The sequence below is a fragment of the Paenibacillus tuaregi genome, assembly GCF_900086655.1.
GTDB lineage: Bacteria > Bacillota > Bacilli > Paenibacillales > Paenibacillaceae > Fontibacillus > Fontibacillus tuaregi.
On record NZ_LT575476.1, the window covers coordinates 178,091 to 194,360 of the forward strand.

At 48.4% G+C, this 16,270-nt stretch carries 11 protein-coding genes; 8 read left to right on the forward strand and 3 right to left on the reverse strand.

Translation table 11 applies throughout. The features are described from left to right. Positions 1 to 88: 88 nt before the first annotated feature. From BN6628_RS01250 to BN6628_RS01270, 5 genes are all read left to right on the forward strand, one after another. Complete coding sequence (locus BN6628_RS01250) at positions 89 to 772, forward strand: ABC transporter ATP-binding protein (RefSeq protein WP_068613138.1); 684 nt, start codon at positions 89 to 91, stop codon at positions 770 to 772. Next, positions 769 to 3,360 (forward strand): FtsX-like permease family protein, encoded by a 2,592-nt coding sequence (locus BN6628_RS01255; protein ID WP_068613141.1) that lies wholly within the window; start codon positions 769 to 771, stop codon positions 3,358 to 3,360. Before BN6628_RS01250 ends, BN6628_RS01255 begins: the two co-directional genes overlap by 4 nt. A gap of 440 nt (positions 3,361 to 3,800) precedes the next feature. Then, positions 3,801 to 5,153: an erythromycin esterase family protein gene (locus BN6628_RS01260; RefSeq protein ID WP_068613145.1), complete on the forward strand. Its 1,353-nt coding sequence runs from the start codon at positions 3,801 to 3,803 to the stop codon at positions 5,151 to 5,153. A 33-nt stretch (positions 5,154 to 5,186) separates the two neighbouring features. Further along, entirely contained in the window at positions 5,187 to 6,338 is a 1,152-nt protein-coding gene (locus BN6628_RS01265; RefSeq protein WP_068613148.1) for a serine hydrolase domain-containing protein, read from the forward strand. 358 nt (positions 6,339 to 6,696) lie between these two features. Next, positions 6,697 to 7,869, forward strand: coding sequence for an MFS transporter (locus BN6628_RS01270; RefSeq protein ID WP_068613157.1), 1,173 nt, complete (start codon positions 6,697 to 6,699; stop codon positions 7,867 to 7,869). 50 nt (positions 7,870 to 7,919) lie between these two features. On the opposite strand, the gene BN6628_RS01275 is transcribed toward BN6628_RS01270, so the two are convergent. The 3 genes from BN6628_RS01275 to BN6628_RS01285 all read right to left on the reverse strand — a co-directional run bounded on the left by BN6628_RS01275 (position 7,920) and on the right by BN6628_RS01285 (position 10,387). Next, positions 7,920 to 8,705 (reverse strand): ABC transporter permease, encoded by a 786-nt coding sequence (locus BN6628_RS01275; RefSeq protein WP_068613160.1) that lies wholly within the window; start codon positions 8,703 to 8,705, stop codon positions 7,920 to 7,922. A 3-nt stretch (positions 8,706 to 8,708) separates the two neighbouring features. Continuing rightward, positions 8,709 to 9,347 carry an ABC transporter ATP-binding protein gene (locus BN6628_RS01280; RefSeq protein ID WP_068613162.1) on the reverse strand — a complete coding sequence of 213 codons (639 nt, stop codon included), beginning with the start codon at positions 9,345 to 9,347 and terminating at the stop codon, positions 8,709 to 8,711. Between the two features lie 179 nt (positions 9,348 to 9,526). Next, positions 9,527 to 10,387 (reverse strand): AraC family transcriptional regulator, encoded by an 861-nt coding sequence (locus tag BN6628_RS01285; protein ID WP_068613164.1) that lies wholly within the window; start codon positions 10,385 to 10,387, stop codon positions 9,527 to 9,529. A gap of 233 nt (positions 10,388 to 10,620) precedes the next feature. Between BN6628_RS01285 and BN6628_RS01290 the strand changes: the two genes are divergently transcribed. The 3 genes from BN6628_RS01290 to BN6628_RS01300 all read left to right on the forward strand — a co-directional run bounded on the left by BN6628_RS01290 (position 10,621) and on the right by BN6628_RS01300 (position 16,255). Further along, on the forward strand, positions 10,621 to 12,795 hold the full coding sequence (locus tag BN6628_RS01290; RefSeq protein ID WP_068613167.1) for an alpha-galactosidase: 2,175 nt from the start codon (positions 10,621 to 10,623) through the stop codon (positions 12,793 to 12,795). 122 nt (positions 12,796 to 12,917) lie between these two features. Beyond that, positions 12,918 to 14,699 carry a sensor histidine kinase gene (locus BN6628_RS01295; RefSeq protein WP_068613170.1) on the forward strand — a complete coding sequence of 594 codons (1,782 nt, stop codon included), beginning with the start codon at positions 12,918 to 12,920 and terminating at the stop codon, positions 14,697 to 14,699. After that, complete coding sequence (locus BN6628_RS01300) at positions 14,696 to 16,255, forward strand: response regulator transcription factor (protein WP_068613173.1); 1,560 nt, start codon at positions 14,696 to 14,698, stop codon at positions 16,253 to 16,255. The genes BN6628_RS01295 and BN6628_RS01300 overlap by 4 nt, the downstream gene beginning before the upstream one ends. Positions 16,256 to 16,270: the final 15 nt, after the last annotated feature.

Below are 16,270 nucleotides of genomic sequence, written 5' to 3' on the forward strand. Positions count from 1 at the left end.
CATTTAGGGAGAGCCTGATCTTCCGAAGTGAGTTTTGTGTGAAGTCGAATCAGAAGTAATGCTCACAGAACTGTTAGGAGGTATGGCTATGGAGATTTTAAGAATTGAGCATCTGTCTAAAATATACGGCACAGGCGAATCCGCGGTGAAGGCGCTTGACGGTGTTTCCTTTTCGGTCCAAAAGGGCGAGTTCGTTGCGATTATTGGCCCGTCCGGATCGGGGAAATCGACGCTTCTCCACATGCTGGGAGGTGTGGACCGGCCGACTGGCGGCAAAGTCTTCGTAGAGGATACGGACATGTATGACACGGACGAAACACAGCTGGCGATCTTCCGGCGCAGACAGATCGGGCTGATCTACCAATTCTATAACTTGATTCCCGTCCTGACGGTGGAAGAGAATATTACGCTGCCGCTCTTGCTGGATAAACAAAAGGTAGATAAGCAGCTGCTGGACAATCTGGTGAAGACTTTGAATTTGCAGCACCGTTTGAGGCATCTGCCTAATCAATTATCCGGCGGGCAGCAGCAAAGGGTCTCAATCGGGAGAGCGGTTATTGGCAGCCCTGCAATCATGCTGGCGGACGAGCCAACCGGGAATTTGGACAGCAAGAATAGCAAAGAGATCATCGACCTGTTGAAAATGCTGAACAAAACCTTTCAACAGACGCTGATCGTGATTACACACGACGAACGGATCGCTTTGCAAGCCGACAGGATCATCTCTATTGAAGACGGAAGGATTGCCAAAGACGAGGTGATCCGTCCATGAATATTGTCAATAAGCTAACGATTCGGCATTTGAAGCAGAATAAGAAGCGAACGCTTGTAACGATCATAGGTGTTATCATTTCGGTTGCCATGGTGACGGCCGTTTCAACGCTAGGGTTTTCTTTTTTGGATTTGATGAAAAGGCAGACCATGATCGAGAACGGGGACTGGCACGTTCTGTATAGAGATGTAAACAAGGGGCAGCTTGCAGCGATCCAGAATGATGGGGCAACCGGGACGGTTGCGGTCTCTAGGGATCTTGGCTATGCCCCTTTTGAAGGGGGACAAATCAGCAGCAGGCCGTATTTGTTCATCAAGGAGTATAATACCCAAGGTTTCACCCAATTTGGGGTTGTACCAAGCAAGGGCCGTCTTCCGCAGACAGACAAGGAAGTTGTTATCTCGGAAGCTCTTGCATCGAACGCAAAAGTAAAGTATGAAATCGGGGATCGTCTAACCCTGAATGTCGGGGAACGATTTGAGGATGGCAGCAATCAACCGTTGAATCAGACCCAACCACTGCGTATGACGGACGACAAACTGACCGAAACCCTCCAGAATAAGAAGATAAGGCAGTACACGGTGGTAGGCTTTATCAAACGTCCCGTGTGGGAACCGGCTTGGGCCCCGGGTTACACCCTTATTAGTTATGCCGATGAGAACATGATGGGGGCGAACGACCGGGTCGATGCGGCAGTTGAGCTGGGTAAGGTAAACCGTTCCTTGTTCACTCATGCGGAGAACTTGGCTAAGCAGAACAACATCAAATCCGTAGAGTTTAATCACGATTTGCTTCATTATTATGGTGTGTCGAAAAGCGGGGCTACGAACAGCACGCTGATCTCCCTATCGGCCATCATTATGGTAGTCATTATGGTGGGTTCAGTATCGCTCATCTATAATGCTTTTGCGATCTCCGTCTCGGAGCGTTCCCGCCATTTAGGGATGCTTGCGAGTGTGGGGGCTACGAGAAGGCAGAAGAGGAATTCGGTGTTCTTCGAAGGGGTCGTCATTGGCCTGATCAGCATTCCGATTGGGGTAATATGCGGGCTTGCCGGGACTGGGGTTACTTTTATATTCATTAACTCCATGATCCAGGGGGCATTAGGGGTTACGGAAAAACTGACAATGATCATTACACCGATATCCGTCTTGATTGCCTGTGCGGTTTCCATGCTGACGATTTTCATTTCGACCTATCTCCCCGCTGTAAAAGCGTCCAGGATCTCCGCCATGGATGCGATCCGCCAGACCGATGATATAAAGCTTACGGGCAAAGCGGTAAGAACATCAAAGCTCATTCGCAAGCTCTTCGGGATCGAAGGGGAGATCGGTCTGAAGAATCTGAAAAGAAACAAGCGGAGATATCATGCCACGGTCTTTTCGCTCGTCATCAGCATCGTCCTGTTTCTGACGGTATCCTTCTTTACATCCAGTCTGAAGCAGTCGCTGGATCTCTCGGGGGAAGGTGTCAACTGCGATATTCAAGTAGCCTACGGAAATGGAAAAAGAATAGACGACCGGCTGTTACAGTCGATTACATCCTTTGAAGGTGTGACCGAATACAGCGAGATTCACGAGTTCTATAAGAAGGCTTTGGTCGAGGAATCTTCCATTGCGGATGAATTGCAAGAGACGGTCAAGAAGGATCAGGGTAACCTTCAGAATGGGAAATATCCTTACGACATGAAGATCCATGCGTTAAATGATGCGAATCTGCGAGCCTATGCCAAAGCGGTCGGCGCTGATTACAAGCAGTTAATAGACCCGAATCATCCCGCTGCCATCGTGCTGGATACGATTCATTATAAAGATATGAATACAGGCAAGTATGTTCAAACGAAGGCCATTCATGCAAAAGTCGGCCAAAGCTTCGACTTGGTTGAAACTGATGAGAACACAGGGGAAGAGACGAGTGCAGGCCAAGTGACCGTTGCAGCTTTGACCGATCAAGCTCCTATGGGATTGGAACCAGTAGGCGTAGGTGGGTTAAATCTCATCGTCTCGGAACAAGTTATGAACCAGTGGGTAAAGGGTAAAAGCGCGGAACCCGTACAGACCTATCTCTATCTGAACAGCACAGAGCCTTTGAAGACACAGCAGGACATCGAAGAAATGAAAGAGGCGGGGCTGCAGGTTTATAATGTGTTTCAAGTGAGAAAAAACGATGAACAGAAAGTTCTTTTACTGTCTGTTTTTTCTTATGGATTTATCGTGTTAATCTCAGCGATTTCTATTGCGAATATTTTTAATACAATTTCTACGGGCATCTCCCTACGAAAGCGGGAATTCGCCATGCTGAAATCGGTTGGAATGACGCCTAAGGGCTTTGCCAAAATGATGAACTACGAGAGTATTTTCTATGGGGCGAAGTCCCTGCTGTTTGGGCTTCCTATCAGCATCGCCGTCATGTATATGATCTATAGGGCATGGGCGAACAAATTCAGCTACCAGTTTGCCCTTCCTTGGATGAGCATCCTTACTGCCATTGCCGCGGTATTTCTCATGGTTGGCTCGGCTATGTTATATTCCAGCACGAAAGTGAAGAAGGAGAACATTATCCATGCGTTAAAGCAGGAGAGTATATAAAGGGGAACAGGCTCTGACTTGGTTAAGTCAGGGCCGTTTTTTTATTTAGACGAAGGATGGTGGATCATCGTGCTGCTTACTCTAGGGGCAGCCGGGTTCGTTGTGGCCCCTTATTTTCTAATTAACTCTCAGTATAGCCGTTCATATGGCAGTAATACGCAGCATGGTGACACAACATCATCTTGACAGTATGACATTATCCGATAAAATGACCGATCCCGCCGCCTCCTCTACCGCCGTTTGTAGCGCTTTCATCCAAGGAACAAGCTTCTGTCGTTCGTCCCCAGAAAGTAATGGCAATAAGCCGTTATATGACAGTAATTCAGCATGGTGACATAACGGCATCTTGGCAGTATGACAATTATACTGCAATACTCGGGGAGACAAATCGCTTTGCACTGAATGTCAAACAATAACCCTGAGGAGGAGAAAGAAAACAAATGAACAAGAAATTATTAACGAGGTTGGCGCTTACTACAATATGTATAAGTTTGGCCGGTTGTTCCACAGTAGGAAACCCATCAACATCATCCAGTGCGGGCAATACGCCTGCATCTAAGCTTGAAACTGCCGTGAAGGACAAACAGACTCCATTACAGTGGCTGGAGAAGAATGCAAGCAAATTAACAACAACAGAGCCTGGTGCTTCTTTGGAAGATTTACAACCACTTAAAGAGATGATAGGATCTGCTCCTATTGTTGGTTTAGGCGAAGCTTCTCATGGCATGCATGAAATATTCACGATGAAACACCGCATCGTACAGTATTTGGTTACGGAATTGGGGTTTACAAACCTTGTCTTAGAAGAGAACTGGGGGCAAGCATTGATGCTTGATCAATATGTTCTTACAGGTAAAGGGCATCCAAGCAAAATTCTTAGCCCCTGGTTTAACAATAAAGAAATAACGCAAATGTTGGAATGGATTCGTGACTACAATGCCGATCCCAAACATCCCAACAAAGTACGTATAATCGGGATGGATCAAAAGAAATTAGATGAACATGTGTTTAACAAAATTTCGGACTATATCGAGCAATATCATCCGAATTTGATTTCTCAATTAAATAACAAAATGAAAGAGCTTATTCCCGCAACAAAAGATGAGCAAAGTTTTGAGAAACTGTCGAAAGAAGAGAAAGAAAAGCATCTTTCCAATGCCCGGTCTATTATTGAGCTGTTGGAAAAAAATAAAGCTAATGCCGGCAAGCAAAAAGAAGCTTACGAATGGGCACTGCATAGCGCCCGTATTATCGAGCAATTTATTCATATGTTTTCAGCTGAACAAACGCCGGAGTTCTTCTTAAGACATGATATTGCAATGTATGAAAATGCGAAGTGGACACAAGAACAATGGGGGAAAACCATGGTATGGGGTCATAACGGACATATAGCCAAAACCAATATTCTTCCATTCGTATATCCGGAGATGTCAGGACAACATTTGGCTAAACATTACGGTGACAAATACGTATCCATCGGGACTTCAACCCATTCAGGTTCATATAACGTTGTTAATGAAAGTGGCAAATTCGGTCCTTATGGAACGGTTAAAGTCGATGACCCCAAAAGCATTAACTATACCGTCGGACAAGTCAAACATGATCAATTTTTTGTAGACTTGCGCAAAGCAAGCGGTTCGGTGAAAACTTGGTTAGATGAAACCCGTCCTCTACTTGCCGGAGTAACAACATTGGGACCTCAAATACCTTTGTTTGTAGACGCTGCATTCGGCAAGACATTTGACATCTTTTTCTATATCAAAAAGGTCACTCCATCACAAATGAATGAATAATACGACGATTACTTAATCAAAAGGAGAAACGAAATGAACAAAATTTCTATGCTCACTGTATCGACAATGATTGCCGCAACTCTATTACTGCCATTATCAGGAACTGGTTTTGCTAAGCAGACGGATCCCCTCGTTACTACTTACAGTCAAGATTCGCAGACCAAAGCCAAGCGACTTATCGATAAAGCTGCTAACCATCAAAATATACCGGGCGTAATTGTAGCTTCCTCAAACAAAGGATCAAAATGGTCATATGCTTCTGGTGAAGCAAGCATTTACGGTACTGATCCGGTTAAGACGAACTTTACTTTCCGTATCGGTAGTCTAACAAAGACGTTTACTGCAGTGGTCATTCTTCAGCTTGTTGATGAACAAAAACTGAGCCTGGATGACACGATAGAAAAATGGCTGCCTGATGTTGTTAAAGGTACTGAGTATGAAGGGGAGCATATCACGATTCGGCAACTATTAAACCAAACAAGCGGCATTCCTGACTATTCGGAACACAAGGATATTCTCGATAAGTTACTCCCAAACCCGTTACATTCCTTTTCTGATGATGAATTAGTTCGTACTGGGCTGAACATGAAGGCAATCTCTAAGCCTGGAGAGAAATGGGTTTATTCCAATACGAATACAGTACTGGCAGGGATGATTATTAAGAAGGCTACTGGAGAAACATACGGGGAACATATTAGGAAACGTTTCATAGCTCCCCTTAATCTAACGAGCACTTATGTGCCCGACGATTACTCGTTTATTCCAGGTGAACATGCTCGAGGATACTTCATACTCGACGGACAATTCATAGATAGAACCGAAATGAATCCCTCTTGGGCATCTGCTGCGGGATCTATAATCTCCTCAGCGGATGATCTGAATACATTCTTTCGTGCTGTACTTAGTGGCAAGCTATTAAAACCAGCTACTTTAGATCAGATGTTAACTGGGGTGAAAATTCCAGTAGGTGAATACGGCTTGGGGATCCTTGGAACAAAGCTGAAGAATGGTATTACGATTTGGGGGCATGGCGGCAACTTTCCAGGATTCGCAACGTTCGCAGGTGGAACTCGCGGCGGAGATTATGTACAAACCCTTAATATCAATGCGATGCCTGCTGAAATTGATACGTTATCCCTTTCCAAAAGCATTGCCGAGCAACTTATTGGCTCTTCATCACATTAAGAATACCAGCAAGAAAGAATCGCTATAAAAGTTTTATCCGGTACTTAGTCTTTCCCCTTATGATATGTTGTAAGGAATAAGAACCGAAAGGGTGACCTTAAGCCAATGATCTACTAATCCTGTTCCATATAAGAAATATCGTAACCTTACGATTTTTTTGGATAGGATTAGTGCGGGCTTTTATATATCAACAATAGGATCAGGCTCCTTTTTAAAGGGAGCCGTGTATCTTTTTGTTTGTGTTCTTGTCTGCCTCCTGTCCAGAAATGGATAAGGGGGCTTTTTGTATGGCGAACAAAATGCCGTTTACACCATTGAAGTTTCCTGCTATTTTGCGAGAAAGTAAGGAGGAATCAGTATGTTTAAATTAACAAATAAAAAAATTATACTCGCTATTCTCATGATCAATATATTCATTGTTATGGTCGGGGTTGGTTTGATTACTCCCATTCTGCCACAATTGATCCTGGAATTTGGAGCTAACGGGCAGTCGATGGGACTGTTAGTAGCTGCCTATGGGGTTACACAGTTCCTATTATCCCCAATCACCGGGCAGCAGTCTGACCGTTATGGAAGAAAAGTGTTCATCGTTACGGGCGTCATTGTTTTTGCCGCTGCTAAATTTATCTTTGCTGTCGGAGATGCGCTGTGGATGCTGTATACATCCCGTTTGCTGGAGGGAGTGGCTGCAGCTTTGATTGTGCCGCCAATGATGGCTTATGTAGCTGATATCACCACAACGGAGGAGCGTGCCAAAGGGAACAGCCTGTTAGCCGCAGCCATGTCCTTCGGATTTGTGATTGGACCTGGGCTTGGGGGGATTCTTGCAGGGTATGGAACGAGGGTTCCACTCTATGTGGCGGCAGGTGCGGCTGTGGTTGGAGTCGTCTTTTCAATGTTATGTCTGCCCGAAAGCCTGTCGAAGGAGCAAATGAGAGCCGCACGGGAAGTGGTTACGCGGAAGGAGTCACTCGTTAAGCAATATGCGAGATCCTTGAAATCCAAGTACGCCATCCTCTTTATTCTCGTCCTGGTGATGACCTTTGGGCTAGCTAATTATGAGTCGGTTCTCGGTTTGTATGTGACGAAAAGGTTTCAGTTCTCACCTCAAAGTATTGCCATAATTCTGACGACAGGCGCTATTATTGGCGTTGCCATGCAGGCATTGATGGTGGCCAGAGTAATTAAGAGGTTTGGTGAGAAAATGGTGATCAAAGGCGCTCTTCTGATCAACTCATGTGCTTATATCGTGCTTATTTTTGTTAAGGATTTCTGGAGTATCTTCCTGATCACCTCCGGTATTTTCTTTGCTACAGCTATACTCCGCCCAGCTCTTAATACCCAACTATCGAAGCTGGCCGGAAACGAACAAGGGTATGTGGCGGGGATGAATAATGCCTACATGAGTTTAGGCAATATCATCGGCCCCATTCTTGCCGGGTTACTATTTGATGCTCATATGTTTGCTCCATTTATAACAGGTTGTTGTATTTTGTTTGTTGCATATCTAATGACGTTGAAATTCAAATAAATGTGATTAGATCGGTAGTCTTCCCCTTGCTGATGGGAGAGAGTGAGGTACTACCCCTTCATCTGACTTCTCGAATTAAAAAACGTCCGGTACCCCAGTTGCACGAACAGGATTACGCTCAGCGATACACTGCCCACAATCCCCAGCATGATGGCGATTTGATACTCGATCGCGACAACAGGGGAGGCGCCTCCAAGGATTTGCCCGGTCATCATGCCGGGTAAGAAGACGATGCCCATGCCCACCATGGAATTAATCGTAGGCAGCATGGCGGCGTCGAAGGCTTGATTGACGATCGGCTTGGAGGCCACTTTGGGCGTGGCACCGAGGATAAGAGCCCCCTCCACAAGGTGTCTCTTGGAGCTCATCCCGTCAAGCAAGTGATTTACGCCAAGTGAAATTCCCGTCATTGCATTGCCGATGATCATCCCCGCGATGGGGATCACGTACATCGGATCATACCAGGGAGATACACACAAGACGACAAGGATAAAATAACCGAGACTGGCGACAGTACCTGTCACCATGGAGACCGCGATGATCTTTTTCATCTCTCCGGATAATGGCGCCTTGGTACGCTTATAAATGTTATATACCGAGAAGATCAGCATAATGGCCGTGATCCCAATCGTGTATAAGGGATGAGAGTGCTTGAACACATATGCCAGGATATACCCGACAAGAATGAGCTGAAGGGTCATGCGTACCGAGGACACGAGGATTTCCTTCTCCCGGTCGATGCCTCTGATTTTTACAATGATAAGCAGCAGAACAATGAAGATATAGGCCGCAGCTAGCTGCCAAAAGGACAGATCTATACTTCCATTCCCGGTCATCCGCTACACCGCCTCTCGTGCAATAACTTGGCCCTTACTGACCTCAATGACATGATCGGCAAAGGCCGCAACCAAATCCTTCGAGTGCGTGACCATAATCATGGTCTTCTGCCGGGGACGGACATATTCGGCCAGCTTCTCCATAACAAACTGTGCAGTATCCTCATCTAGTGCCGAGGAGGGTTCATCGAGCAGCAGGGCGGAGGGTTCCATCAGCAGCACTCTGGCTAAGGCCAGCCGCTGCTTCTCTCCCCCGGATAGAGACTCGGCATCCTTATCCAGCTCTTTTCGCAGGTGGACCTTTTCCAGTGCTTCAAGCAAATCATGCTCCGAGGCAGCAGGCTTACCCGAGAATTCAAGCCCAATCTGCAAATTATCCCGTACGGACCCTTTGAAAATGGTAGGACTCTGCGTCAGCATAACGACGTTTCGGCGCAGCTCAATAGGATCGCATTCGGAAATGGGGACATCATTCACCCATATCTCACCTTCATCACAGCTGATCAGGTGATTTAGCAGCTTTAACAGGGTCGTTTTGCCGCTCCCGCTCTCTCCGACAATACAGGTAATCTGTCCGGAGGGGATATCCAGATGGTCGATATCAAGGATGTCCTTATATTTCACATGGTGTAGTACAAACACAGCAAATCCGCTCCTTCTATTATGTAGATTGGGTTCTCCAATATGACAATCTTGATCATGCATAATTGTAGCTTAGGGCCAAGCAATTTCATAAAACCGAATAAATCTGAATTTTGCAGAGGCTACTATCGGGTGAAATAACGGTTTCCCGTAAGTGTAGTAACCACAGTTAATTCACTTCAATCCCGGGTCTGTCCCTGCGGTTCAGCCGCTTGGAGCTGGAAGCGGACCTCCGCCCGGTAATGCTTAGGTGAGATACCCTTGACCTTCTTGAACACTTTGGAGAAAAGAAGAGGATCGTTATAACCAACCGAGCGGGAGATATCGCCGATCGACAGCCCGGCATTCTCCATCATTTCGCACGCTTTGTTGATTCTGTAGCGGACCAGATATTCCTGAATGCTTGCATTCATCTGTTGTTTGAACAACGAGCCCAAGTAACTTCGATTTAGTCCAATAAAATGGGCAATATCCTCAATCGTAATTTTCTGGGCATAGTTCATTTCGATAAAATCCGTCACCTTCTCCACGTAAATCTCCGCCCGGCTCTCCTTCTCACTTGGGGGAACTGCCGGGCCATACTCCACAAGCAGCGATAGCAGCATGTACAGCAGCCCGGTCAGTCTGGTCTCTTGAGCCTTAACATAAGCTTTCGACTCGATCATCGACTCCAGGTATTGATAGATCATGTCATCCCGATCATAGTGCAGGATCGGGGATGCCTGCGTAAGACCGGCCTGCTTGAGGAGCCATTCAGCCAATGTCCCATGAAATCCAACCCAGCAATAAGACCAAGGATTTAGAGCATCAGCCTGATAATAAGTAATGATGTCCGGGCAGATGAGAAACCCCTGTCCCTTTTTCAGATGATACCTCCTTCCACCCACCTCGAAGACGCCTTCCCCGTCTAAAATATAATGCAGCAAATAATGCTCCCTTACGGCCGGACCATAAAAATGCCCAGGTATGCAATTCTCCACACCAAATTGGGTCAGATATAGTTCCGAATGATGCTTGCTGCGCGGCAAATATTCAATCACGGCAAGTCTCCCCTTACCCTTCTATCTCGTATCTAGCATTGTGCCATATTTAGTGAGCACCATGCCATGTACTCAGTATTTAAAATATAATATAGTGTTTTCGAAGACTCAACCATTACGTTGTCATATCGAATCAAGCTTTAAACCATATTATGGAGAAGCAGTCTTCTATGTGATTTTTAAGAGAGTAATGTCCGTAGAGGATCACTTCTAAAGAGAGAGGATGTATATTCATGGGCGTGTTTGTTCAGGAGCAAACCGGGCTGTTTCATCTGCAGTCGCCTGGCATGAGTTATATGATTCAGATCGTAGACGGGTATCCACTGCATGTCTACTGGGGAGGCAGGCTGAAGCACCGGGAGCAGATGGATGATCTGTTGATTCATACCCCGGCAAAGGCCGGACTTGACCGGCTGCCCCAAGAGTATCCGCAGTACGGGAGTGGGGACTTCCGTAACCCGGCGTACCAGGCAGAACTGGAAGATGGAACCCGGATCACGGAGCTGAAGTACGAAGGATACCGGATTTTGAAGGGAAAGCCATCGTTATCAGGGCTTCCGGCTGTATATACCGAGGATGATGCCGAAGCGGAGACACTGGAGCTTGAATTAAAGGATGCCTATTCAGGCTTGAAGGTCATTCTTAGCTACACGATTTTTGCAGATCGAAACGTGATCACCCGTTCAGCCCGTTTGAGTAATGCGGGGGACAACAATCTCCGGCTTCGCCGTGCCCTCAGCGCCAGTGTCGATTTCTCCGGCAAGAGTGATTTAGAGATGATGTATCTGACGGGAGCCTGGGCTAGAGAAGCTAACATTATCCGCAAGCCGATTCATCAAGGTGAGACCCGGATCGATAGTAAAAGAGGCATGAGCAGCCATCAGTTCAACCCTTTTGCCGCTCTGGTCACTCCAGAGACCACGGAAAGCCATGGCGAGGCATACGGCTTTAGCCTTGTGTACAGCGGAAGCTTTGAAGCTGAAGCGGAAGTGGACTCATTCGGCTCCACCCGGGTAAGCATCGGCTTGAACTCGTTTGACTTCGCTTGGCTGCTTAGTCCTGGCGAGAGCTTCCAGACACCTGAGGCTGTCATGGTATACTCTGGCCAAGGCCTTGGAGGCATGTCGCGTACATATCACCGCTTGTACCGGACCCGGCTCTGCCGCGGGAAATTCCGGGACGAGGAACGGCCGATCCTGGTCAACAACTGGGAGGCAACTTATTTCAACTTCGACGCCGACAAGCTGGTCTCGATCGCGGAAGAAGGAGCAAGGCTTGGCATTGAGCTGTTTGTCCTGGATGACGGCTGGTTCGGCAAGCGGGACTCCGACAATTCGTCGCTCGGCGATTGGTATGAAGACCGCCGGAAGCTGCCGGACGGACTGGCGGATGTCGCCCAGCGCGTTAACGAGCAGGGCCTGAAGTTCGGTCTCTGGTTCGAGCCTGAGATGATCTCACCGGACAGCGAGCTGTACCGGAAGAATCCGGACTGGTGCCTGCATGTTCCGGGAAGAAGACGCAGTGAAGCCAGATGGCAGCTGGTGCTCGATTACACCCGCCAGGAGGTGCGCGATTATATTTTCGACTCGCTTTCCGCCATCTTCACAACGGTGCCGGTCTCATACGTTAAATGGGACATGAACCGTGCTCTGACGGAGATCGGTTCTGCCGCTCTGCCACCGGAACGCCAATCCGAGACGGCCCACCGCTATGTCCTTGGACTGTATGAGCTGCTGGAGCGCATCACCTCCGCATTCCCGCATATTCTGTTCGAGAGCTGTTCCAGCGGCGGCGGACGTTTTGATCCGGGTATGCTGTATTACATGCCTCAGACCTGGACCAGCGATAACACCGACGGGGTGGAACGGCTGAAGATTCAATACGGCACTAGCCTGGTGTATCCGGTTAGCGCCATCGGGGCACATGTATCGGCTGTTCCGAACCATCAGGTTGGACGGATGACACCTCTGGAGTTCCGGGGAGATGTCGCTATGTCCGGGAACTTCGGATATGAACTGGATCTGACGAAATTTACCGATGAAGAGAAAGAGATCGTCAAACGCCAAGTCTCAGCCTATAAGGAGATTCGCGGTTTAGTTCAGAAGGGGGACTTGTACCGGCTTAAGAGTCCTTTCCAAGGGAACGAGTCGTCCTGGATGTTTGTGTCGGAAGACCAGAAGGAGGCTGTCGTCTACTATTTCCAAGTGATGGCTGTACCGAACGCGCCTCTGCGGAGCTTGCGTCTTGACGGACTTAATCCGGAACTTGAATACGAAGTTCAACCTGGAAATAACGGAGAAACGTCAATCCACGGAGGAGACAGACTTATGCAGTTAGGTCTGACCCTTGCCTACCAACAGAAAGACTATGAGAGCGGATGGTTCAGACTCCGGGCGGTAACATCCTGAAAGGTGACTGACGTATAGTCCAGGAACAGGTAATGCCTGAACAATCGATAAAGTTATGCCCCTTTTATTCAAAAAGGGGCATTTTGCATGTAGTAGGCAAACTTGGCAGGGGAGGGTCAACCATGCTTTTTATCCGCATCATGAATGACATGAAGATGAAGAAGAAGCTTGCATTTACGTTTATTTCAGCAGCCGTACTTCCCCTACTGCTCTGCGGCCTGCTTCTCATCGGGAAGCTTCGTGAGATTGTGATTAAGGACGCTTTTAAGCAAATCTCCACCAATGTGGAGCGTGTCCAGAAGCGTATGGAAGAATTGATCAACGTACCGCTGGATATCTCCTACCGACTAACCAACGACAACCGCATGAAGCGGGTGGCCAGTCAAAAGTACAGCAGCTATGCCGAGGTCGTGAAGACGTACCGGGATTACACGGATATTCGCGACTATCTCCAGTTATACAAAGAAATTTCCGGCATCCGCGTCTATGCGGTTAATCCGGGAGCACTTAACAACTGGGAGTTTATTCAGCCTGACCCAACGATCACTAACATGAGCTGGTACAAGGAGGCCATAGAGCAGAAGGGGCTCGCAGGCTGGAATTTGATTAAGGATGAACGCAGCGGTACCGACTATCTTAGTCTGATTCGTTCATTTTCATTGGATTCCTTGGGACGAAAAGGGGTGCTGGTTATCAATGTGAGCAAGCAGCCGCTTAGCTCCATTCTGGACCAGGAATCGTTCCCTACTTTAATCGTGGATACGAAGAACCGGATTGTGGCTTCCAATGAACCAGGCATGTTCGGAAAGAATCTTTCAGAGATCCATGCTGATGAAAACATACTTAACGGGCAGGAGGGAAGTTACGATACACTGCTGGGCGGCAAAGCGTCCAAGGTCGTTATCGCCAGGCTGAATCCGCAGAACAGCTGGAATGGGCTGCGCATTATTTCTATTTTTTCCGTATCCGAGATTACCCGTGATGCCAATCAGGTCATCCGGCTCGGCATCGTCGTGATCACGGCCAGCCTTGTATTTGCAGTTCTGCTGATCTATGCCTCAGCATCGCTGCTGTCCAAGAGGCTCCTCCGCCTGAGCCGGCATATGACCAAGGTGGGGGCAGGCTCCTGGGATACGTTTCTTCATATCGATGGAAAAGATGAAATCGGCGTGCTGTCCAGGCAGTTTAACGCGCTGGTCAGAAACGTAAACCAGCTGGTAGATGAGGTCCAGGAGACGAACCGTCAGAAGAGTCTGGTGGAGCAAAGACAGAATGAGATGAAGTTCAAGATGCTGGTAAGTCAAATTAATCCCCATTTCCTGTTCAACTCGCTGGAATCGATCCGGATGGAGGCCCATATCCGCAGACAGGATGATATTGCTGAGGCGGTATGGCTGCTCAGCAAGCTGCTGCGCAGCAGTCTGGAGGCGGGCAACGGCAGGATTTCGCTGCGCGAGGAGCTTGAGCGGGTGCGGTGTTATCTTGATATTCAGAAGTTCCGGTACGAAGACCGCTTGAAGTACCACTTGGAGGCGGATACGAAGCTGGAGGAGCTGTCTGTGCCGCCGATGATTATCCAACCCTTGGTGGAGAATGCGATCATCCATGGCCTGGATAACCGGGCGGAAGGTGGTGTCATTGTGGTGGAAGTAAGAGAGATCCGGGAAGGTGTCCGGGTCCGGGTATGTGACAACGGGACAGGGTTCCCGGCTGGCCGTCTTGCCCAGGTACGGAAGGAGCTTGCCTCACCTGTTAAGCAGCATGAGGACAAGAGCATCGGTCTGCAGAACGTCAACGACCGGCTAGTCTTGCTTTACGGGGAATCAAGCGCCTTGGTTATCGAGAGTGAACCTGGCTTCGGAGCTTGCATTATGTTTGTTATTCCAGGAGGTGAGCCCAATTGATTAAGGTAGTTATTGTGGACGACGAGCCTAAGCTTCGTCAAGGTCTTCAGACTCTGATTCCGTGGGAGCAGCTGGGGTTTACCGTTACAGCCACGGCAGCCAACGGACAAGAAGCCTTGGAAGTCATTAAGGAGGAAACTCCGGACCTCGCTATTGTCGATATCCGTATGCCGCTAATGGATGGGCTGGAGTTGATTCGGAATCTGACAACCTCCGGCCATCAGATGCACTTTATTATTCTTAGCGGATATGCCGACTTCGAGTATGCCAAGATGGCCATTAAGTACGGAGTGACAGGATATATTCTGAAACCTGTGGATACGGAAGAAATGGCAGCCAACTTAAAGCGGGTGCGTGAGCGTATTGAAGAGGAGCGGATGAAGCGGGCGCAGCCATTCGTAGAGGCGGTGAACCCGGGTTGGCTGCTGCATCAGCTGCTTGATCCCCAGGAGAAAGCCATAGAACCGGCCAAGCTGGTAAGCATGGCTGAAGAAGCTGGTCTGTTGTGGAGCAGCTATGAGGTCATTGCCGTTACCCCGCAGGTTCCCGAAGCAGGCCGTGCTGATGCGCTGTACCGGCTTTCAGAGGTGTGGAGACCGCTCATCGAAGGAGAGTACAGGGGGGCCGTAATCCTCCGTCCCCCCTACGCTATCCTTCTTCTCCAGGAGCCACTGCGCGGGAGGCAGCGGCGGGAGAAGCTGTACCGGGAGCTCCGGAGCTCGGCGAACGGGCTGCGGTTTACAGCTGCTACCGGAGGAGTGGTGTCTTCGCCTGAAGAAATTTGCCATTCCTATTTAAAAGCTCAGGAATCGATTCAACAGGCGTTTTTCGGTGAGAAGGACCGGCTGCTGGGGCCAAACCCTCCGGTGTATCCTTATCCTCTGCCAGAGCCAGACTGGCTGTCTAGTGACGGCGACACCGAAGAGATAACGGAGCAGATCATCTTCCGCCTGTATTACAGTCTGGATGTTGGAAACCATTCGGGGATACGCCCACTCTTGGACGAGGCGGCAGCATTCTTCCTAAGACAAGGACAGGATGAGAAGGTTGTCAAGGAATCCTTCTTTTTTCTAACCAACGCGGTCATTCATAAGCTGACCGAAGGCTCACACAAGAAGTTGATGGGAGCCGAGACCGTGTCCCGTTTCTTGAACGGGATTCTCCAATATGAGGTTCTGGACGATCTCCTGGAAGAGACCCACCGTTTCCTGCTTGCACTGGCAGAGGACGCCGGGCCGGGAGGCAAGGAGCAGGAGCTGAAGAAGATGATCAGCTTCATCCATAGGCATTACGCCGAGAACCTGAGACTCGACACATTAGCCGGGCTGCTCAACTACAGCACAGCCTATCTGGGGCAGCTGTTCAAGAACAAGACCGGGGAGTACTTCAACACTTATCTGGACAGAGTCCGCATTGAGAAGGCCAAGGAGCTGCTGGGTCAGGGGATGAAGGTATACGAAGTGGCCGAGCGTGTCGGCTACACGAACGTGAACTATTTTCACAGCAAATTCAAAAGGTACGAGGGCCGCTCCCCATCGGATTATAAAAATCCATAATTTCTAGATGATTTT